Origin of the sequence: Streptomyces sp. Qhu_M48, assembly GCF_051305195.1 — a bacterium.
In the GTDB taxonomy this organism is placed as follows: Bacteria; Actinomycetota; Actinomycetes; order Streptomycetales; family Streptomycetaceae; genus Streptomyces.
Genome location: NZ_CP195432.1, coordinates 4,891,738 through 4,911,592, shown reverse-complemented (window position 1 = coordinate 4,911,592; position 19,855 = coordinate 4,891,738). Strand labels below are relative to the sequence as shown.

Annotated in this window: 21 protein-coding genes and 1 pseudogene; 11 read left to right on the top strand and 11 right to left on the bottom strand. The window is 73.1% G+C overall.

Annotated features, from left to right (window positions below):
- The first annotated feature begins 53 nt into the window (after positions 1-53).
- From ACRRSS_RS22215 to ACRRSS_RS22205, 3 genes are read left to right on the top strand one after another with little or no spacing between them, the layout of a single operon-like run.
- Positions 54-1,418: an NAD(P)-binding domain-containing protein gene (locus ACRRSS_RS22215; RefSeq protein WP_435972878.1), complete on the top strand. Its 1,365-nt coding sequence runs from the start codon at positions 54-56 to the stop codon at positions 1,416-1,418.
- A gap of 38 nt (positions 1,419-1,456) precedes the next feature.
- Positions 1,457-1,924, top strand: coding sequence for an ArsI/CadI family heavy metal resistance metalloenzyme (locus ACRRSS_RS22210; protein ID WP_435972877.1), 468 nt, complete (start codon positions 1,457-1,459; stop codon positions 1,922-1,924).
- Between the two features lie 7 nt (positions 1,925-1,931).
- On the top strand, positions 1,932-3,176 hold the full coding sequence (locus ACRRSS_RS22205; RefSeq protein ID WP_435972876.1) for an MFS transporter: 1,245 nt from the start codon (positions 1,932-1,934) through the stop codon (positions 3,174-3,176).
- Between the two features lie 15 nt (positions 3,177-3,191).
- On the opposite strand, the gene ACRRSS_RS22200 is transcribed toward ACRRSS_RS22205, so the two are convergent.
- On the bottom strand, positions 3,192-3,641 hold the full coding sequence (locus ACRRSS_RS22200; RefSeq protein WP_435972875.1) for an endonuclease domain-containing protein: 450 nt from the start codon (positions 3,639-3,641) through the stop codon (positions 3,192-3,194).
- 380 nt (positions 3,642-4,021) lie between these two features.
- A pseudogene (locus ACRRSS_RS22195) lies at positions 4,022-4,126 on the bottom strand (LLM class flavin-dependent oxidoreductase); the annotation flags it as partial.
- A 116-nt stretch (positions 4,127-4,242) separates the two neighbouring features.
- Here ACRRSS_RS22195 and ACRRSS_RS22190 point away from each other — a divergent pair.
- Positions 4,243-4,734, top strand: coding sequence for an LNS2 domain-containing protein (locus ACRRSS_RS22190; RefSeq protein ID WP_435972874.1), 492 nt, complete (start codon positions 4,243-4,245; stop codon positions 4,732-4,734).
- 265 nt (positions 4,735-4,999) lie between these two features.
- Here ACRRSS_RS22190 and ACRRSS_RS22185 read toward each other — a convergent pair whose 3' ends face one another.
- The gene (locus ACRRSS_RS22185) at positions 5,000-5,215 is read right to left on the bottom strand and encodes a dodecin (RefSeq protein ID WP_435972873.1); all 216 of its coding nucleotides are present in this window, start codon (positions 5,213-5,215) and stop codon (positions 5,000-5,002) included.
- Positions 5,216-5,529: 314 nt separating this feature from the next.
- Between ACRRSS_RS22185 and ACRRSS_RS22180 the strand changes: the two genes are divergently transcribed.
- From ACRRSS_RS22180 to ACRRSS_RS22170, 3 genes are all read left to right on the top strand, one after another.
- A complete protein-coding gene (locus ACRRSS_RS22180) occupies positions 5,530-6,777 on the top strand; it encodes an extracellular solute-binding protein (RefSeq protein WP_435972872.1) in 1,248 nt (415 codons plus the stop codon).
- Between the two features lie 136 nt (positions 6,778-6,913).
- Positions 6,914-7,762 carry a GNAT family N-acetyltransferase gene (locus tag ACRRSS_RS22175; protein ID WP_435972871.1) on the top strand — a complete coding sequence of 283 codons (849 nt, stop codon included), beginning with the start codon at positions 6,914-6,916 and terminating at the stop codon, positions 7,760-7,762.
- Positions 7,759-8,712, top strand: coding sequence for a lysophospholipid acyltransferase family protein (locus ACRRSS_RS22170; RefSeq protein WP_435972870.1), 954 nt, complete (start codon positions 7,759-7,761; stop codon positions 8,710-8,712). The genes ACRRSS_RS22175 and ACRRSS_RS22170 overlap by 4 nt, the downstream gene beginning before the upstream one ends.
- Here ACRRSS_RS22170 and egtD read toward each other — a convergent pair.
- From egtD to egtA, 4 genes are read right to left on the bottom strand one after another with little or no spacing between them, the layout of a single operon-like run.
- Positions 8,607-9,572 carry an L-histidine N(alpha)-methyltransferase gene (egtD, locus tag ACRRSS_RS22165; protein ID WP_435972869.1) on the bottom strand — a complete coding sequence of 322 codons (966 nt, stop codon included), beginning with the start codon at positions 9,570-9,572 and terminating at the stop codon, positions 8,607-8,609. The genes ACRRSS_RS22170 and egtD overlap by 106 nt on opposite strands.
- Positions 9,569-10,321, bottom strand: coding sequence for an ergothioneine biosynthesis protein EgtC (egtC, locus tag ACRRSS_RS22160; protein WP_435972868.1), 753 nt, complete (start codon positions 10,319-10,321; stop codon positions 9,569-9,571). The genes egtD and egtC overlap by 4 nt, the downstream gene beginning before the upstream one ends.
- Positions 10,321-11,652: an ergothioneine biosynthesis protein EgtB gene (gene egtB / locus ACRRSS_RS22155; protein ID WP_435972867.1), complete on the bottom strand. Its 1,332-nt coding sequence runs from the start codon at positions 11,650-11,652 to the stop codon at positions 10,321-10,323. Before egtB ends, egtC begins: the two co-directional genes overlap by 1 nt.
- Positions 11,649-12,908 carry an ergothioneine biosynthesis glutamate--cysteine ligase EgtA gene (gene egtA, locus ACRRSS_RS22150; RefSeq protein ID WP_435972866.1) on the bottom strand — a complete coding sequence of 420 codons (1,260 nt, stop codon included), beginning with the start codon at positions 12,906-12,908 and terminating at the stop codon, positions 11,649-11,651. The genes egtB and egtA overlap by 4 nt, the downstream gene beginning before the upstream one ends.
- A 239-nt stretch (positions 12,909-13,147) precedes the next feature.
- Here egtA and ACRRSS_RS22145 point away from each other — a divergent pair, with 239 nt between their 5' ends.
- On the top strand, positions 13,148-13,981 hold the full coding sequence (locus ACRRSS_RS22145; RefSeq protein ID WP_435972865.1) for a TIGR02452 family protein: 834 nt from the start codon (positions 13,148-13,150) through the stop codon (positions 13,979-13,981).
- Positions 13,982-14,058: 77 nt separating this feature from the next.
- Entirely contained in the window at positions 14,059-14,229 is a 171-nt protein-coding gene (locus tag ACRRSS_RS22140) for a hypothetical protein (RefSeq protein WP_351908720.1), read from the top strand.
- 87 nt (positions 14,230-14,316) lie between these two features.
- Here ACRRSS_RS22140 and ACRRSS_RS22135 read toward each other — a convergent pair whose 3' ends face one another.
- The 4 genes from ACRRSS_RS22135 to ACRRSS_RS22120 form a co-directional block, all read right to left on the bottom strand.
- Positions 14,317-15,732 carry a flotillin family protein gene (locus tag ACRRSS_RS22135; protein WP_435972864.1) on the bottom strand — a complete coding sequence of 472 codons (1,416 nt, stop codon included), beginning with the start codon at positions 15,730-15,732 and terminating at the stop codon, positions 14,317-14,319.
- A gap of 83 nt (positions 15,733-15,815) precedes the next feature.
- Complete coding sequence (locus ACRRSS_RS22130; protein WP_435972863.1) at positions 15,816-16,046, bottom strand: hypothetical protein; 231 nt, start codon at positions 16,044-16,046, stop codon at positions 15,816-15,818.
- A 14-nt stretch (positions 16,047-16,060) separates the two neighbouring features.
- Positions 16,061-16,768: an alpha/beta fold hydrolase gene (locus ACRRSS_RS22125; RefSeq protein WP_435972862.1), complete on the bottom strand. Its 708-nt coding sequence runs from the start codon at positions 16,766-16,768 to the stop codon at positions 16,061-16,063.
- Between the two features lie 43 nt (positions 16,769-16,811).
- A complete protein-coding gene (locus tag ACRRSS_RS22120; RefSeq protein ID WP_435972861.1) occupies positions 16,812-18,161 on the bottom strand; it encodes an MFS transporter in 1,350 nt (449 codons plus the stop codon).
- Between the two features lie 158 nt (positions 18,162-18,319).
- Between ACRRSS_RS22120 and ACRRSS_RS22115 the strand changes: the two genes are divergently transcribed.
- Both ACRRSS_RS22115 and ACRRSS_RS22110 read left to right on the top strand, forming a co-directional pair.
- Positions 18,320-19,354 (top strand): LacI family DNA-binding transcriptional regulator, encoded by a 1,035-nt coding sequence (locus ACRRSS_RS22115; protein ID WP_435972860.1) that lies wholly within the window; start codon positions 18,320-18,322, stop codon positions 19,352-19,354.
- Positions 19,355-19,372: 18 nt separating this feature from the next.
- The gene (locus ACRRSS_RS22110) at positions 19,373-19,642 is read left to right on the top strand and encodes a hypothetical protein (protein ID WP_435972859.1); all 270 of its coding nucleotides are present in this window, start codon (positions 19,373-19,375) and stop codon (positions 19,640-19,642) included.
- The last annotated feature ends 213 nt before the right edge of the window (positions 19,643-19,855 follow it).

The following is a 19,855-nucleotide window of genomic DNA, read 5'->3' as shown; positions in this document are numbered from 1 at the left end:
CCATGCTGAAGACACAAGAGATCGACGAACGTCGAATCAAAAGGGGAAGATCCGTGAACGTCACCGCCATCGACCAGCTGCCCGTCGTGGTCGTCGGAGCCGGGCCCGCCGGTCTGGCCGCTGCCGCGCACCTTGTCGACCGAGGCCTGGAACCCTTGGTCCTGGAGGCCGGCACCCAGGCGGGAGCGGCGGTGCGGGAATGGTCCCACGTGCGACTTTTCTCCGCCTGGGGCGAGGTCGTCGACCCGGTCGCCGAGAAGCTCCTGGCGCCGACCGGCTGGGTGAAGCCGGACGCGGACACCTACCCGACCGGCGGGGACTGGGCGGCCGCCTACCTCCAGCCGCTCGCGGACGTCCTCGGCGACAGGATCCGGCTCGACGCCCGGGTCACCGGCGTCTCCCGCACCGGACGCGACCGCGTCGTCGACGCCGACCGCGAGCAGCAGCCCTTCACGGTGCACATCCGCTACGGAGCCGGACGTGAGGAGCGCGTCCTTGCCCGGGCCGTGATCGACGCCTCCGGTACGTGGTCCACCCCGAGCCCCGCCGGCGGCGACGGACTCCCGGCCCTCGGCGAGCGCGCGGCGGCCGACCGGATCTCCTACCGCGTTCCCGACCTCAAGGACCCCGCCGTGCGCGCCCGTTACGCAGGCCGGCGCACCGCCGTCATCGGCTCCGGAGCCTCCGCCTTCACCGCCCTCGCCTCGCTCGCCGCCCTCGCACAGTCCCAGGACGGCGCAGACACTCGTGCGACATGGATCCTGCGGCGCGCCATTTCGGGCAACACCTTCGGCGGAGGCAGCGCCGACCAGCTCCCCGCCCGCGGCGCCCTCGGCCTCGCGGCGAAGGCCGCGGTCGACGAGGGGTACGCGGACGCCGTCACCGGCTTCCGTACGGATGCGATCGAGCGCGACGGCGAGCGCCTGGTCCTGGTCGCCGAGGACGGCCGACGGCTCGACCCGGTCGACGAGGTCATCGTCCTCACCGGGTTCCGCCCCGACCTGACCTTCCTCGATGAGCTGCGCCTCGGCCTTGACGACCGTCTCCAGGCCCCGGTCGAGCTGGCTCCGCTGATCGACCCGAACCAGCACTCCTGCGGCACGGTCTACCCGCACGGTGTGAAGGAGCTGGCGCACCCGGAGGAAGGCGTGTACCTGGTGGGCATGAAGTCCTATGGCCGCGCTCCGTCCTTCCTGGCCCTCACGGGCTACGAGCAGGTCCGCTCGGTCGTCGCCGCCATCGCCGGCGACCGCGAGTCCGCCGAGCGCGTCGAGCTCGTGCTCCCCGAGACCGGGGTCTGCGGCGGCGCCGGCCTCTTCGACCAGCCCGCCGACACCCCGGCCGGCGGCGGCTGCTGCGCGAGCCCGACGGCGCTCCAGATCGGCGTCGGAGCCCCGGCCGTCTCCGGCGGTTGCTGACCCCACCCCATCCACCCACCCGCAGCTGGAGGAACACGATGTCCCGCGTACAGCTCGCCCTGCGCGTCCCCGACCTGGCGGCGTCCGTCGCCTTCTACAGCAAGCTCTTCGGCACCGAACCGGCCAAGCTCCGTGACGGCTACGCCAACTTCGCCATTGAGGAACCGCCGCTCAAGCTCGTCCTCGTCGAAGGCGCCGAGGACGAGGACACCCGTCTGGACCACCTCGGCGTGGAGGTCGGCACCACCGATGCGGTCCACGCCGCCACCGCCCGCCTGGGCGAGGCCGGTCTGCCGACGACGGAGGAGAACGACACCACCTGTTGTTACGCCCTCCAGGACAAGGTGTGGGTCCACGGCCCCGGCCGTGAACCGTGGGAGGTGTACGTCGTCAAGGCGGACGCCGACACCCTGACCAAGCAACATGGCAGCACCTGCTGTGCCGGCACAGCGGCCACCGCCGACAACGAGGCGAGTGAACCGGTCGCCGCCGGCGGATGCTGCTGATCTCTCGATGACCGACCTTCACACCCGCGGAGCCGCGACCGGAGCAGGGGACCGGTCGCGGCCTCGTGCCGTTCTGCCCGCGCTCTGCGCCACCCAGATCACCAGCTGGGGCATCGTCTACTACGCCTTCCCGGTCCTGAACCCACAGATCACCGCCGACAGCGGATGGTCCACCGGCGCCACGGCGGCGGCGTTCTCGCTCGCCCTGGTCGTGTCCGGGATCGCCGGGATACGCGTGGGCCGCATCATCGACCACCGCGGCCCACGCACGGTCATGACGGCGGGCTCCGTGGCCGGGGTCCTGAGTCTGGTGATCGTGGCCCTGGCGCCGAACCTTCCGTTGTTCTTCGCCGGGTGGCTGCTGGGCGGGTTGGCCATGGCGGCGACCTTCTACCAGCCCGCGTTCGCCGCACTCACCCGCTGGTGGGCCCCCGACCACGTCCGCGCCCTCACGATCGTGACTCTTGCCGGCGGCCTCGCCTCCACGGTCTTCGCCCCGCTCACCGCGGCCCTGGCCGACCAACTGTCGTGGCGCGAGACCTATCTGGTGCTGGCGGCGATCCTCGCCGCCGTCACGATCCCGGCCCACGCGATCGCCCTCAGAGCCCCCTGGCCCCCGGCGGCACCCTCCCCGGCCGGTACGGACGCGAGCCCCGGCTCGGTCGCCCGCAGCCGACCGTTCCTCCTGCTCGCGGTCGCGTTCACCCTCTCGGCCTTCGCGATGTACGCCGTGGTCGTCGCTCTCGTCCCACTTCTGCTCGAACGCGGCTACACCACGTCCCAAGCGGCCTGGGCTCTCGGCCTCGGCGGCGCGGGCCAGACCCTCGGCCGCACGCTCTACGCCCCGCTCGCCCGCCTCACCGGCACGACAGTCCGCACCACGACCCTCATCGCGCTGGGCGCCCTGACCACCGCGGCCCTCGCCGTCACGCCGGGCCCGTACGGCCTGGTGATCACGGTGTCGATGGCAGCAGGCATGGTCCGCGGCAACCTCACGCTCCTCCAGGCCACTGCGATCACCGACCGCTGGGGCACACAGCACTACGGCCGACTCTCCGGAATCCTCACCGCGCCAGCCATGACCGCCTCAGCCCTCGCCCCCTTCACCGCCGCCCTTCTTGTGGGACCGTTGGGCGGCTATCCGGACCTGTTCGGAGCGCTCGCGGGTATCGGGGCGGTGGCCGCGTTCGTCGCGACGGCGACATCCGTCCCCGCCCCGCCCGCCCCGGCCCGGCCGAGCGCCCCGTTCTGAGCGTCGGCTACCCGGTCACGGGCAAGCAGGGCTCTCGACTCCGTTCTCAGCGGCCAGTTCCTCAGCGTATTTTCGGTCCATGATGAAGGACCATGAGGTTGGAAGGTACCGGTTGTCGCGGCCGTCGATGACCTCTGCTGCAGGCTTGCGCGCGGGTGGGTCGTTCAAGTAGCTGTGAAATCGCGGGCTATCGCGCAGCTCCGCAGGCCACCTTTCATAGGTGGGAAGCCGGTTGAGGTTGCACGGTTTGCACAGGATCCCGCGCACGCAGCATCCGCGCGAGCGCAGCGGACCGCAGCAACTGTGGTCGTGGTCGATCTGCCAGATCGACTTCGCCTCATGCGGGATGCCCATGTCGCAGGCCTCATCGCTGTCGCCGCAGAGAGCACAGCTGAATCCCTGTGCTCGCCAGATGGCGTTGTAACGCGCTATCGAGAGCCCGTACTTCCACATGCGCCGCTGCATCCGACGGCACCGGGCGCACACCTCTGAGCCCGCGACCAGGCGAGGAACCCAGTCCCGGCACAAGAGGCACAACTCGTCGCAGGCGTCGTCCCAGTCCCAGTCGCTTTCCTGTCCCCGTCTTGCCACCAAGACTCCCCTCTCCGCGGTGCGCACGAAGATAGGGCACGGGACTGACAGCGGCCTCTATGGGAAAGAGGCTGAGCTCATGGAGCGACCTGCCATGTGCTGTGACCGAGGCGCTCGAACCGGTCGGGTCCCGGGGAGCGTGGAACCTGGGCACACACGGCAGAGCGCAGAGTCGGCCCGGCGCGCCACCTTGCGGGAGCCGCCGCCGCCCGAGACCCGCAGAAGCGGTGGTGGCCGAGGGCCTCCACCTCCTAGGCGAGCCGTACGGTGTCGCGCAGCGCCCGGGGGGCGTCCTCGCCCTCCCGGGTGCGGGAGCGGTCGAGGACGGAGAAGCGGGTGCCGTCGGGAAAGGTGCTCACACGGGGTTCAACGCGGGAGACGTGCGGGGAGTCCGGGGACGGCGCCGAACGGGTTCCCGGGGGCGTCGCGGAGGGGACGCGCGGTGGATGTCCGACGGGGCTCCTAGGCTGGGGCCGTGACAGCCGACAACGACAGGCCGCTGGCCGTCTTCGACCTCGACAACACCCTCGCCGCGACCGCCCACCGCCAGCACTTCCTGGAGCGGCGCCCCAAGGACTGGGACGCCTTCTTCGCCGCGGCGCCCGACGATCCGCCGCTCGCCGAGGGGATCGCGCTGTGCCGGGAGGCGGCCGAGGAGTGCGACGTCGTCTATCTCACCGGGCGTCCGGAGCGCTGCCGTCGGGACACCCTGGCCTGGCTGGCCGGGCAGGAGCTGCCGGAGGGGCCGGTCCACATGCGCCGCAACCGGGACTTCCGGCCGGCCCGGGTGACCAAGGTGGAGATCCTGCGCCGGCTCGCCGCCGACCGGGGGGTCAGGATGCTCGTCGACGACGACCCGCTGGTGTGCGACGCGGCGGAGGCGGCCGGGTTCAGGGTCGTACGGGCCCTGTGGGCGACCCCGTCGGAGGAGCTGAGGGACGCCCAGGAGAAGGAGGGCCGGACCTGAGCCTCGCGGGCCCGGCGGCCCGATCGCGTTCGACGGCACCACGCGGGGGCCGACGGGCGCGACCGCGTACGACGCCGGCCCCACGCGGCCGGCGAACCCGGCCCCACGAGGCTGGCGAATCCGGCCCCACGCGGCCGGGCCTCGCAGGCCGGCGCCGGATCGCGCCCGCCCCCGACCGCGTACGGCCGAAGCGGGGACGCCGGTCCTGCCGTGCCCTCGGGCCCCGTTCTCGGGCCGCGTCCCGGGGTCGTCCGCCGCCCGTGACTCAGGCCTCGTCCTCCAGGCGGAATCCGACCTTCAGGCCGACCTGGTAGTGCTCGATCGCGCCGTCGACGATGTGGCCGCGGACCTGGGTCACCTCGAACCAGTCGAGGCCCCTCAGGGTCTGCGAGGCGCGCTTGATGCCGTTGTCGATGGCCTCGTCGACGCCCTCGGTGGACGTGCCGACGATCTCGGTGACGCGGTAGGTGTGGTTCGACATGGGGGCCGGGCTCCTCTCGTTGGGTTCCTCCACCGTGCCCCAGGGCTCGGCGGCGCGCGACACGGCATCGGCCGGGCGGCCGACGAATCCACCGCCCCGGCGCCGACCAGAAGCGACTGACGGGTAGTTACCGAAGGTAACGGAATAGATGGGGCGTCCAGGGCGCGGAAGGGGATGGTCAGGGACTTGACCATCCCGTTGGTCCAGACCAGAATCCAGGCCACATACCCGCGCGAACACCCCGTTCGGTCCCCCCATGTCGGGTCAGCCCCCCATGCGCACGACCCTGTGCTGAACCGCAGAAGGTGACCCACGTGAAGAACCGCCATCTCGCCTGTCCACTGGCAGCCGTCACCGCGCTCGCCCTCGCCGGCTGCGGGATGCTGCCCGGCGGAGGCGGGACCAAGACCGTCAGCATCTGGCTCATGCGGGACAGCGTCAGCGAGGACTTCCTCAACCGCTTCACCGAGGCCTACGAGGAGGAGCACGACGGCGTCGACCTCCAGGTCACCATCCAGGAGTGGACCGGCATCGGGAAGAAGGTCACCGAGGCGATCCAGGGCTCCGGCGGACCCGACGTCATCGAGGTCGGCAACACCCAGGTCGCCCAGTACGCCGACACCGAGAAGCTCTACGACCTCACCCTGGAGTCGGTCCGCGACCTCGGCAGCGAGGACTGGCTGCCCGGTCTCGCCGAGCCCGGCAGCATCGGCGGATCCCAGTACGGCATCCCCTGGTACGCGGCCAACCGCATCGTCATCTACAACAAGGACCTCTTCGCCGACGCCGGCATCGACAAGCCCCCGGCCACCCGCGCCGAGTGGCTCGCCGACACCGAGAAGCTCAACAGCAACGGCTCCCAGGGCATCTACCTCGCCGGACAGGACTGGTACACCCTCGCGGGGTTCATCTGGGACGAGGGCGGCGAACTCGCCACCGACAAGGGCGGCGCGTGGACCGGCGCGCTCGAGAGCTCGGCCGCCCTGCGCGGCATGGCCTACTACAAGGCGCTCCAGTCCCTCGGCTCCGGACCGAAGGACGCCGACGAGCAGAACCCGCCGCAGGCCGACGTCTTCGCCAAGGGCGACGTGGCCCAGCTGATCGCCGTGCCCGGCGCCGTCGCCGCGATCCTCAAGGCCAACCCGGGCCTCAAGGACAAGCTCGGCTACTTCCCGATACCCGGCGCCAAGGCAGGCCAGCCCTGCGCCGTCTTCACCGGCGGCTCCGACCTCATCATCCCGGAGAACGCCCCCCAGCGCGGGGCCGCCCTCGACGTCGTCAAGGCGCTCGCCGGCGAGAAGTGGCAGACCGAACTCGCCCGCACCATGGGCTACGTGCCCAACAAGAAGGGCCTCGCCTCCGTCGTCGCCGGCCAGGAGGCCACCGCCGTCATGGCCAAGGGCGCCGCGCGCGGCCGGGCCACCCCCAACTCCCCGCAGTGGGCGAACGTCGAGGCCGACAACCCCATCAAGCCCTACATGACGGCCGTCCTCCAGGGCGAGGACCCCCTGAAGGCCGCCAAGGAGGCCTCGACCGCCATCACGGACACCCTCGCCGAATAGCATTCAGCGCCTCCACACCCGCGAGTCCCCGGACGGTCATGTCGAATCCAGCCGGTCACGGAAGAAGTAAGGAGCAGGGCCACCGCTCACGGCCCGGCCCCGCCCCTTTCTTTTCCGTACGCCGGAGGAGCCCGACATGGCCGCACCGACCCCCACGCTCGCCGTCCCCGCCCCGCCGCAGGTCCCCGCCCAGCCCCGGGCCCTCGCCGTCCCCCCGTCCCTCGCCGCCCCCCGGCCCCCGGCCGAGGAGCCCGCGCCCCGGTACGTCGTCGGTCTCGCCCGCGACCAGGAGGACGTCCGCGCCGCCCAGCGGCTGCGCCACCAGGTCTTCGCCGGCGAACTCGGCGCCCGGCTCGACGGACCCGAGCCCGGCCTCGACTCCGACGCCTTCGACGCGTACTGCGACCACCTCCTCGTACGGGAGGAGACCACCGGCGAGATCGTCGGCACCTACCGCCTCCTGCCGCCCGACCGGGCCGCCGTCGCGGGGCGCCTCTACTCCGAGAGCGAGTTCGACCTCACCCGGCTCGCCCCCGTCCGCCACGACCTGGTGGAGGTCGGCCGCTCCTGCGTCCACCCCGCCCACCGCAACGGCGCCGTCATCGCCCTCATCTGGGCCGGACTCGCCCGCTACATGACGAGCACCGGCCACAACTGGCTCGCCGGCTGCTGCTCCCTGCCGCTCGCCGACGGAGGCACCCTCGCCGCCGCCACCTGGGACACCGTCAAGGCCAAGCACCTCGCCCCCGAGGAGTACTGGGTCACCCCGCACCGGCTGTGGAACTCCGAGGGCGTCGCCCGCCCCGAGGGCCGCGCCGAACTCCCGCCGCTGCTCCGCGGCTACCTCCGGCTCGGCGCCTGGGTCTGCGGCGCCCCCGCGCACGACCCCGACTTCGGCGTCGCCGACCTCTACGTCCTGCTCTCCCTGCGCCGGACCAACCCGCGCTACCTCAAGCACTTCCTCTCGCTCGCCCCGGCGCGGTGAACGGGACCACGGCCCCGTCGCCGTGGCTCCCCACGGCGCCCTGCACCCCGGGCCGCTGCGCCGCCCACCCCGAAGCCGCCCACCCCGAAGCCGCCCACCCCGCGTCAGCCCACCCCGCGTCCGGGCACCGGCCTCCCGGGGCGGCCGGGGCGGCTGGGGCGGCCGGATCCGTCCGCGCCGTGGCCCGGCTGGCCGCGGGACTCGCCACCGTCGTCCTCGGCGTCCTGCTCGCCCCGGCCACGGGCCTGCTCCCGACCGCCGTCCGGATCGCCCTCGTCCGGCACTGGCTGCGGGCGGTGGTCCGCGCCTTCGGCGTCCACGTCCGGTACGAGGGCGAGCCGGGCGGCGGCCCGCTCCTCGTGGTCGCCAACCACGTCTCCTGGCTCGACATACCGCTGATAGCGACCGTGCTGCCCGGCCGGATGGTCGCCAAGTCCGAGGTGCGCCGCTGGCCCGTCCTCGGCACCGTCGCCGCGCTCGGCGGCACCCTCTTCATCGACCGGGACGGGCTCAGAGCTCTGCCCGGCACCGTCCGCGCGATGGCCGGGGTGCTCGCCGGCGGCGGCCGGGTGATCGTCTTCCCGGAGGGCTCGACCTGGTGCGGACGAGCCGGCGGGCGGTTCCGGCCGGCCGCGTTCCAGGCCGCCCTCGACGCCGGCTGCGCCGTGCAGCCGGTACGGATCGACTACCGGCCCACCGGAGCCGCCGCGTACGTCGGGGACGACCCGCTCGGTACCTCCCTGTGGCGGGTCGTCACCACCCGCCGGCCCACCGCCGTCGTACGCCTCCGCGAGCCCTTTCCCGCGGCCCGGCACCCGGACCGGCGTGCCCTCGCGGCAGCCGCTCAGCGGGCCGTCGCGAGCGACACCGCGAACCTTCCCCCGCCGTCGGTCCACCAGCGGTCCAGGTCGAGGCCGGCCTCCGCCAGTTCGGCCCGTACGCCCGCCTGACGGAACTTCGCGGACACCTCCGTCCGCATCTCCTCGCCCGCCGCGAAGGGCACCACGAGATTCAGCTCTGGGATCTTCACGGTGAGCGCGCGGCGGGCCCGCAGCCGCATCTCGATCCACTCCCGCTCGCGGTCCCACACCGCCACGTGGTCGAAGGCGTCCGGATCGAAGTCGGCGCCCAGCTCCCGGTCGATCACCGACAGCACGTTCTTGTTGAAGGCGGCCGTCACCCCGGCCGCGTCATCGTAGGCGGCCGTGAGAGTCGCCTCGTCCTTCACCAGGTCCGTGCCGAGCAGCAGGGCGTCGCCCGGCGTGAGCATCGCCCGCACCGAGCGCAGGAAGCTGCTCCGCTCACCGGGGAGCAGATTGCCGATGGTGCCGCCGAGGAAGGCCACCAGACGCGGGCCCGGCGTCCCCGGCAGCGCGAGCCCCCGGGTGAAGTCGGCGACCAGCGCGTGCACCCGCAGCTCCGGCCGCTCGGCGAGCAGCGACTCGGCCGCCCCGGTCAGCGCGGACTCGCTGACGTCCACCGGCACGTAGCTTTCGAGCCCCGGGAGCAGGGCGTCGATCAGGAACCGGGTCTTCTCCGAGGAGCCGGAACCCAGCTCCACCAGGGTCCTTGCCCCGGTGGCGGCGGCGATCTCCGGCGCCCGCTCGGCCAGGATCTCCCGCTCGGCCCGCGTCGGATAGTACTCGGGCAGCCGGGTGATCTCCTCGAAGAGGTCGCTGCCCCGGGCGTCGTAGAACCACTTCGGCGGCAGCTCCTTGGGGGAGCGGCCCAGTCCGTGGAGGACGTCGGCGCGCAGGTCGGCGCCGGCGGCGTCCGCGGCGAGGGTGCGGGTCAGCTGGAACGGGCTCACGCGGAGGGCTCCTTGAGCGGGGTGAGGGTGACGTCGGCGCGGGTGGCGGTCACGAGCGTGCGCTCGGGAACCTCTCGCCAGCGCGGATCGTCGTCGTAGGGTTCGGAGGCCACGACCACCCGGTCGGGACCCGTCAGGTACCAGAGGCTGTTCTCCCAGGCGGTCGCGGCGATCAGCGAACCGTCGGTGAGCAGCAGGTTCAGCCGGGAGCCGGGGGCCGCCTCGGCGGCCTCCCGCACCGTGTCGGCCAGGGCGGGGCCCGGCGCGTCGCCGGACCGCAGCCGGTGCAGGACGAGCGCCCAGAGCAGCGCCGAGTCGGTGCGGGCCTCGACGCGGAGGAGCTCGCCGGCCGACAGCGTCCCGGCGAGCGGCTCCAGGGAGCCGGGCCAGTCCTCGACCGCGCCGTTGTGGCTGAACAGCCAGGGCCCGGCGGCGAACGGAGCCGCCGCCGCCTCCCCGTCGGCGCCCGGCAGCGTGGCGCCCCGGACCGCCGCGAGCAGTGCCCCGGAGCGCACCACCCGGGCGAGGTCCGCGAAGGACAGGTCGCCCCAGATGGGGGCCGCCCGCCGGTAGCGCGCGGGGACCGGATCGCCCTCCGCGTACCAGCCCACCCCGAAGCCGTCGGCGTTCACCACACCGCTGCTCTGCGTCCGGGGGTCCCAGGACTGCCGCAGCAGGCCGTGCTCCGGCTTCACCAGCAGCTCCCCGAGCGCCACCGGCTCGCCGAGGAAGGCGACATGGCGGCACATCAGCCCAGCTCCGCGTCGCGTGCCGTGCGGAAGCCGGAGAAGATCTGCCGCCGCACCGGCAGGTCCCAGTTCCGGAAGGTGCCCCGGCAGGCGACCGCGTCCACCGCGAACGACCCGCCCCGGAGCACCTTGTGCTCCGGCCCGAAGAACACCTCCGAGTACTCCTTGTACGGGAAGGCCGTGAAGCCCGGATACGGCAGGAAGTCGCTCGCCGTCCACTCCCACACGTCACCGATCAGCTGCCGTACGCCCAGCGGCGAGGCACCCTCCGGATAGCTGCCCGCCGCCGCCGGACGCAGGTGCCGCTGGCTCAGGTTGGCGTGCGCGGGCCCCGGGTCGGCGTCGCCCCACGGATAGCGCCGCGAGCGCCCGGACACCGGGTCGTACCGGGCGGCCTTCTCCCACTCCGCCTCGGTCGGCAGCCGCCGGCCCGCCCAGCGGGCGTAGGCGTCCGCCTCGTACCAGCTCACGTGCACGACCGGCTCGTCCTCGGGGACCGGCTCCGTCACCCCGAACCGGCGGCGCAGCCACTGGGCGCCGTCCCGGCGCCAGAACAGCGGCGCCGCGATGCCGTGCTCCCTGATCTGCGCCCAGCCCTCGGGCCGCCACCAGCGCCGGTCCGTGTACCCGCCCTCGGCCATGAAGGCCAGATAGGCGCCGTTGGTGACCGGAGTGGTGTCGATGCGGAAGGCGGGCACGGTCCGGGGGTGCGCCGGACGCTCGTTGTCGAGGGCCCACGGCTCGTCCGAGGTGCCCATCGTGAACGGGCCCCCGGGGACGAGGACGTCGGCGGGCAGCGGACCGGTCCGCGGAGCCGGCGGCGGGGGAGCGGTCAGCGCGACCGGCCCCCTCCTCAGCTGATGGGTGATCAGCATCGTCTCATCGTGCTGCTGTTCGTGCTGCGCGATCATGCCGAACGCGAAGGCGGCGTCGAGCAGCGGCCGCCCCTCGAACCGGGCGCTCTCCAACACGTCCAGGACCCGGAGCCGTACGTCCGCCGCGTAGGCGCGGGCCTCGCCCGGCGCGAGCAGCGGCAGCGACGGACGGCTGGCCCGTGAGTGCTCGAAGGCGTCGTACAGCGAGTCGATCTCGGGCCGCAGCGCCTCCTGCCCCGCGACGGCCCGCCACAGCCACTGCTCCTCCTGGTTGCCGATGTGCGCCAGGTCCCAGACCAGCGGCGACATCAAGGGGGAGTGCTGGGCGGTGAGTTCGCCGTCCTCGACGCAGGAGGTCAGCAGCGCCGTACGGTCCCGTGCGACGGTCAGCGCCTCCAGGGCCCGCCGGCGCAGGGCCTCCGGATCGTTCCGGGGCCCCGTCTCCGTCGTCGTCATGACGTCACCGCCTCGAAGTCGTCGGCCGGGCAGCTCCCGGGGAGCACGTACCGCTCGTGGTACGCGGCGACCGCCCGCCGCACCTCGTCGCTCGCCCCGATCCGGGGCAGCGCCTCCAGGGCGGACGAGAACACGGCGCGCGCGGCGGCGTGCAGCTCGGGGTCGGCGAGGCCGTCACGGGCCGCCGCGAGCCACAGCGGATTGCGCGGCGCGGGACCCGGCCCGGCGCGCTCGGCGAGCGGCTTCACCGCCCGGTACACGGTCTCGGCGGCCTCCGAGTCGTCGAACACCGCCGTCGTCACCGCCACCGGCACCATCCAGCCGTCCAGGCCGGGCTGCGCGTCGACCATCCGCAGCTCCAGATGACCGCGCGGACGCACCGGCGGGAAGAGTGTCGTCATGTGGTACCGCAGGTCGTCGGCGTCGGCGGGCCGGGGAAGGCCCGTACGCAGCCAGTCGCGGAAGGTCAGCCCCTCCGGCACCGGCCACGGCCCCTCCTCCATCCGTACGCACATCACCGGGGTGTCCAGGACGTGCGCCGCCCACCGCGCGCGAGGCTCTCCGTCCTGCGGGGGCGCGAGGGCCCGCAGCGGGTCGAGATCCGCCCACAGCGACTGCCGCGTCGAGCGCCAGCCCGTGCGCCGGCCCCCGTGCAGCGGGGAGTTGGCGAAGGCGGCCACGAGCACCGCGCCCACGAGATGGGAGAGCTGCCAGCGCCGGTGGTAGCCGAGCGGACCGGGCTCCTCCAGACCGGCGTCGAGACAGATCTGCACCGAGGCCGACTCGCGCATCATCGCCCGCCCCGCCGGGCCCGTCCGGTCGAGCGCGGCCTCCATCGCGTCGTACCGCGGTTCGTGGAGCACCCGGCCGCGCGGCGCGTGCCAGGGATCCACCCCGTACCCGCTGAGGGTCAGACCGAGCCGGCCGAGCGTCGACCGCACCGCCCGCAGGTCGGTGGCGAGCGAGTCGAGGCACTCCATGAGCGATCCGGCCGGGCGCGAGCTGAGCTCCAGCTGCCCACCGGGTTCGAAGGTGAGGGACGACACCAGCGGCAGGGACCGCACGGTGTCGAGGGCCGCCGCGAGCCTCGGCGTCCGCACGGGGACGCGGGGGTCACGCAGCTCGTGGACGAGCCACTCCAGCTCGACCCCGACGGTACGGGGCGGGCCGGTCTTGAAGCAGATACATCGCAGCAGGTCCTCCGCCTCCCTCACGGTGAGAGGGGGGCCGCCACGCGGTATGCCGCTCGACGACATCCGTGCACCTCCTGGTCATCGGGACTGCTCCCGGAGAGTCGTTGTCTCCACCTAAAGCCACTGCCGAGCGGCGTGCAAGAGCGCCCCCGGCCCGCCGGACGCGCCCCCCGTGCACCCGCCCGACCGAAACGGCCTGCCTCACCGGCTGCCCGCGAAAGCCGGCACGGAACCCCGGGGCTCGGCGACATGGCCGGGAAAACCCGTTGTGGCGGCCGAGAGGGGACGATCATCCTGAGCCCATGAGTGCACGACTGCGCGCGATCGCGCGGCAGACCGAGGAGATCGTGGCCGCGGGCCGCTACCGGGCCCCGGACGGCCGGACCGTCTCGCTCACCGAGGACCTGACCGCCGCCCTGGCCGGAACCCGCCTCCACGGCCCCGGACCCGTCACGGTCACCCCCGACACCGACCGGACGCCCACCCTCGTCGTCACCGGCGAGAGCAGTCTGGAAGCCGCCCGCAGGATGACCCGCGCCGACGCGGACCGTCCGGTGGCCGTCCTGAACTTCGCCTCCGCACGCAACCCCGGCGGCGGCTACCTCAACGGCGCCCAGGCGCAGGAGGAGGCCCTCTGCCGGTCCTCCGCCCTCCACACCACCCTGCTCCGCGCCCCCGCCTACTACGCCCACCACCGCGAGGAACGGGACGTCTTCTACACCGACCGGGTCATCCACTCGCCTCGCGTACCCGTCTTCCGCGACGACCGCGGCGGCCTCCTCGCCGAACCCTTCACCGTCGGCTTCCTCACCTCGCCCGCCCCCAACGCGGGCGTCGTGCGCCGCCGCACCCCCGACCGCGTCGGCGACCTGCCCGCCGCCCTCGCCGCCCGCGCCGAACGGGTCATGGAGACGGCCGCCGCGTCGGGCTACCGGCGGCTCGTGCTCGGCGCCTGGGGCTGCGGCGTCTTCCAGAACGACCCGGAGCAGGTCGCCGGCGCGTTCACGGCCCTGCTCACCGGGGACGGACGCTTCGCCGGCCACTTCGAGGAGATCGTCTTCGCCGTCCTGGACCGCGCCAAGGGCACGCCCACCCTGGCCGCCTTCGACCGGGTCGTCGGGGCGACCGCCGCCTGACATGCGGCCCCCGCACCCCCGTGACAGGCTGAGGAGACACGGACCATCGTCCGAGACTCCGCACGGGAGGCACCATCGTGGGCAAGAAACAGACCCGGACGAACCGGGGAGCCCGTACCGGCGGCCATGAGCACCGCACCGAGGCGGCCACGAAGGAACAGAGCACGGCGGTTCCCCGGCCGGAGCCCTCGATGCCGCTCGTGGAGCACTCCTCACACCGCAAGGAACGGAAGTTCGGCCACAACTGAGCCGAGCGGGGGACGGGGTCGACAGGGATACGCGGAAGGGGCCCGGCGCCGTCACGGCGCCGGGCCCCTCCCTCACCGCCGGGACCGCTACTCCTTGTCGCCGACCGTGATCTCGACGCCGGCCTCCGCCCCCCGGGGCGCCGGCGGCACCCCGGTGCCGAGCCGCTCCTGAGCCCCCGGGTTCATCGTGGAGAGCAGCTGCCGGGCCAGACCGAGCCCGGTCCCGCCCATGGTCAGCGCCTTGGCGAAGACGTCCGCCATGCCGTCGGCGCCGTTCAGGAGCACCATCTGGTCCACGTTCCCGAACGCCGACGCGCCCGCCGAGACGATCTCGGGCCACTTCTCGGCCAGCTGCTGGGCGACCACGGCCTCCTGGTTCTCCGCCAGCGCCGCCGCACGGGCCTTGATCGCCTCGGCCTCCGCCAGACCCTTCGCCCGGGTCGCCTCGGCGACCGCGAGCCCCTTCGCGTGCTGCGCCGCCGCCTCCGCCTCGCCCGTGAGCCGGGTCGCGGTCGCCAGGGCCGCGCTCGCCAGCTCCGTCTCCTTCGCCTCGGCCTCGGCCGCCGAGATCCGGGCGTCGCGCTCGGCCGCGGCCAGCGTCCGGGTCTCGTACGCCATCGCGTCGGCCGGCTTGCGGACCTCCGCCTGGAGCTGCTGCTCCTTGCGGTGTCCCTCCAGCTCGGCGACCCGGGTCTCCTGGACCACGACCTCCTGGCGCGAGGCGGCCTCGGCCAGCGGACCGGCCTGCCGGGCCCGCGCGGAGGCCTGGTCCCGCTCGGCCTGGTAGCCCGCCTGGAGGATCTCGCTGTCGCGGGTCGCCTCCGACATGCGCGCCGCGGCCTGCTGTTCGGCCTCGGTCGCCCGCCGGTTCGCCTCGGCCTGCGCGATCCGCGCGTCCCGCGTGACGGCGGCCGCGTGCGGGGCGGCCAGGTTCTTGATGTACCCGGTCGGATCCTCGATCTCGTGGATCTGCAAGGAGTCGACGATCAGGCCGAGCTTCTCCATCTCCGTGCCACAGGCCGAACGGGCCTGCCCGGTCAGCTTCTCCCGGTCACGGATCATGTCCTCCACCGTCAACCCGCCGACGATGGCGCGGAGATGACCGGCGAAGACGATGTGCACCCGCTCCGACATCAGCTTCTGCTGATCGAGGAAACGGCGCGCCGCGTTGGCGATCGACACGAAGTCGTCACCGACCTTGAAGATCACCACACCGCGGACCTTGAGCGGAATGCCCTGATGCGTGACGCACTCGACGGACAGCTGAGTCTCGTTGAGGTCGAGCGAGAGCTTGCGGACCGCCTGGACACCGGGCAGCACGAGCGTGCCGCGGCCGGTGACGATGCGGAACCCCATGCCCGCGCCGAGAGCCTCGTTCTTGTGGTTGGAACCGGAGATGATGAGCGCCTCGTTGGGTTCCGCGACACGCCACATCATTTTGAACACAGCGACGAGAACGACGAAGGCGCCGACGACGACCCCCGCCAGGATGCCGATGCCCATGGGCCTGATCCCCCTTCACCGGAGCCGACGTGGATCCGGTGAGGGGAGTGTGCGCCTGTGACGGGCGCCACTCAACGGCTCGGTCAACTGTCGTACGCGGCTGTGACATAGACGGTGCGTGGAGGGAGATGTTCCATGACCATCACGACCGTTCCGACATCGATCCGTTCCTTCGGCGCGGCCGGATGGGCGAGGAAGTGCTCGGCACCGCCCCGGATCCGGACGATCACCTCACCGACGAGACCGGGCCCGACGGTGCCCGTCACCCGGCCGAGCAGTCCCACCATCGAGGAGTCCATCGACGCGTCGTCCATGACCGAACGGTACGTCAGATCCAGCCCTCCAGGGCGGAGATGAACCCGTCGAAGTCGTCCCGGTGGATGGTGTGACCCGACCTGGCCACCGTACGGACGGTGAATCCACGCTCCTCCAGCATGCGGGCGGCGTCGGGCGGGACCAGCGTGCTCGGGTCGGCGAGGGTGACCAGGGAGGGGACGGTGGCGCGGGCCGGCCACAGGTCGGCCCCCACGAACTCCAACAGACCGTAGGCCGATCGCTCGTCCCAGAGGCGTACCGCCTCCATCTCGGTGTCGAGGTCCTCATCCGCCCAGCCGGGGTTGAAGCTCCTGATCTGCTCCCTGGTCAGTGACTTGCCCCGGACGAAGAGCTCGGCCCGGTAGCCGGCGGGGCCCGCGCTCAAGTGCCAGGCCGGGTCGGAGTAGACCGCGCGGACCGGCTTCAGCCGCTCCAGGGCGTGGGCGAGGACGAGGCCGCCGAGCGAGTGCCCGACGGCCAACTCGGCCCCGGCCGGAAGGGTTTCGACGAGATCGTCGGCATAGTCCTCCGGCCGGTACCCCTCCGGCCCGGCGGCCCGCCCGCTCACCCCGTGCCCCCGAAGGTCCACCGCGAGCACCCGGTAGCCGCGCTCCGCCAGCGCCGGTCCGACCCGCCGCCACGTGCGGTGGTCGGCCATGATGCCGTGGACGAGGAGGGCGATCCGGTCACCGGATCCCCAGGTGGTGGTGTGCAGGCGCACGATGCCGCCTCTCTGACGGTGGTCTGCGCGCGCCGACCGGGGGTCAGCGCACGCTGCGGATGGGGCGCACGGCGAGTGCGCCGAGTACCGACAGTACGGCCGCGATCAGGAACAGCGCCGTGTACCCGCCACTCAGCGAGACGACGAGCGAGGCCACGAAGGGGGCGACGATCTGCGGGCCCGCGTTGGCGACGTTGAGGACGCCCATGTCACGGGCCGCGTCCTCGGCCTTCGGCAACACCATGGTCACCAGGGCGGTGTCGACGGCCATGTAACAGCCGAAGCCGAGTCCGTTGACGGCGGCGAAGGCCAGCATCGCCGCCCAGCTCGTCGAGACGGCCGGGATGAGCAGGGCCGCGGCGGCGAGCGCCGCCGAGGCGCCGACGAAGAGCTTGCGCCGGTCGAACCGGTCCGAGAGCCAGCCGCCGAGCACGGTGGAGACCACCATGGCGACCGAGGTGAGCGGCATGAGGATCGCCACCGCCTCCTCGGGGCTCAGCCCGGCGGGCAGGTCGGTGTGGTCCTTGAGGATGTACAGCTGGAATCCGGCCACCGCGAAGTAGCCGAGGACCAGCAGGGCGCGGCCGATGAAGGCCCAGCGGAAGTCGTGGTCCTTCAGAGCGCCGCCGAAGGCCGCGATCTGCTCCCGCACCGGCAGCGGGGCCTTGGCCGGCATGCGCCGCTCGCGGGCGCAGGTGGTGAACAGCACGGCGGTGGCCGCGATGACCGCGCCGAAGACGAGGTAGCCGGTGCGGTAGTCCTCGGAGAACGCGGCGCCGACGAGGGCGCCGATCGTCGAGCCGACGGGCAGCCCGAGTCCGACGGCCGCCGAGGCCTTGCCGCGGGCGGCCAGTGGCACCCGGTCGGGTACCACGGAGGTCAGGGCCGCCTGGTAGACGTTCATGACGGCCTGCCCCAGGCACCAGGCGATGGTGACGAGCAGGATGGTGTGGACGCTGCCGAGGAGCAGCATCACGGGGACGGCGAGCAGGCCGCCGGCGAGGATCCACGGGTTGCGGCGGCCCGAGCGGTCCGAGAGGGCGCCCGCGACGGGGTTGAAGACGGTGGCGAAGATCGCGGATATGCCGGAGACGAGGCCGAAGTTCGCCACCTTGCCGGCGGGGTCGATCTCCTCGATCTGGAGTGCGAGGAGCATGCCGGGGACGCCGATGTACAGGGCGTACATCGCGGTGTTCCCGGCGAGGAGCAGGGGAAGCAGGCCACGCGTCGGCCGCGCGGCCGCGGGGGAGCCGGGCGCACGGGAGGCGGAGCCGGAGTCGGGTCCGGACGGGGTGCCGGAGTCGGATCCGGAGGGGGTCCCGGACGGGGTGCCGGAGTCGGATCCGGTGCCGGATCCCGAATCCGAGCCGGTCTCGGGGGAGGAAAGGGCCACGGTGCCCTCCTGGGGAGGATCGCCCGACGAGGGGGCGAGAGGCGGAACGAACGGGAGGTGTTTACACGTGTCAGTGACACGTGTGAGCATTGTGTAGCACTCGATTCCGGCCATCCGCCAGACCCCGTGCGGGATCGTTCTGGAAAGATGCCGAAGCGATGAGCCAGCCAACCGAACAGACCCCCGAACGCCCCACCGGGCGCACGGTCCCGACCAGCGCCGACGTCGCCCGCCTCGCGGGCGTCTCCCGGGCCACCGTCTCGTACGTCCTGAACAACACCTCGGCCGTCCGCATCAGCGAGCCCACCCGCCGCCGGGTGCGCGAAGCGGCCGAGGAACTCGGGTACGTGCCCCACGCCGCCGCCCGCAGCCTGCGCGCCGGCCACAGCCGGATGGTGCTGCTGCCCACCTCCCACGTCCCCGTCGGGCCGCTGTACAGCCAGTTCTTCAACGAGTTCCAGTGGGCCCTGCGGCGCCTCGACTACACGGTGGTCCAGTACGGCAGCGTCGGCCTGGAGGCCGAGGAGGCCGCCCGCGCCTGGGCCGAGCTCCGGCCCGTGGCCGTGGTCTCGCTCGGCGAGGTCCGGCTCACCGGACAGGGCGTGGAGATCCTCAAGCGGTCCGGGGCGCGGGCCGTGATCACCCTCGGCACCCAGGAGGTGGAGGGAGCCCACGCGCTCGTCATGGACCAGGGGCGGGTGGGCGAGGTGGCCACCGCCCACCTCGTGGAGAGCGGCCGGCGTCGGATCGGCGTCGTCATCCCCGAGGAGCCGGGCCTCGCGATGTTCTCCGGCCCCCGGCTCGACGGCGCCCGGCGCGCGGTCGAGGGCACCGACGCCACCGTCGTCCCCCTGCCCCTGCGGTACGAGGAGGATTCGGCGCACGCGCTCGCGGCCCGCTGGCGCGAGCTGGGCCTCGACGGGGTCTTCGCCTACAACGACGAGTACGCGATGCTCCTGATGCGGGCGCTCCAGGACGCGGGTGTCGCGGTGCCGGGGGAGACCGCCGTCGTCGGTGCCGACGATCTGCTCCTCGGCCGGCTCCTGCGGCCCCGGCTCAGCACCGTACAGATCGACATGGTCCTCGGCCGCGAGCTGGCGGAGCTGGTCGACCGGGCCGTACGGGAACCGGAGACCCCGCCCCGCAGCCGTGAGCTGCTCGCCTCGCGGGTCGTCCGGCGGGAGTCCAGCTGAACGCTTAGCGTCGGGACCATGAGCACAGTTCCGAAGCGTTTCGAGATCCTGCTGGTCCCCTCGCACGTCCTGGACCGGGGCGATGCCTCCGTGACGGACAGCGCGGTCCGTTCGGCGGTCGTCGAGGCCACCGGGCGGCAGGGCGAGTCGGGCTACCCGATCTACGAGGGGCACGGTCTCAGGGCCGACATCGACCCGGAGACGCGGACGGTCGAGGCGCTGCTCGTCGACGGGCGCGAGCTCGACTACGGCCTGACGGCCCTCGTCCGTCCGCCGTCCCGGGCCTGACCCGGGGAGCCCTCCGCTTGCCTTGCCCCGCCGTCCCGGGCCTGCCCCAAGGCGTCCTTTCCCTGCCTGTCCGGCAGTCCCGTGCCTGACCCGGGTGCCCTTCCCCTGCCGACCCCGCCGTCCCGTGCCTCACCCGGGGCCGCACTTCCCCTGCCTGCCCCGCAGTCCCTCGTATCCCCTCCCCGGGGGTCTCGCCTCCGCCCCCTCCATGCC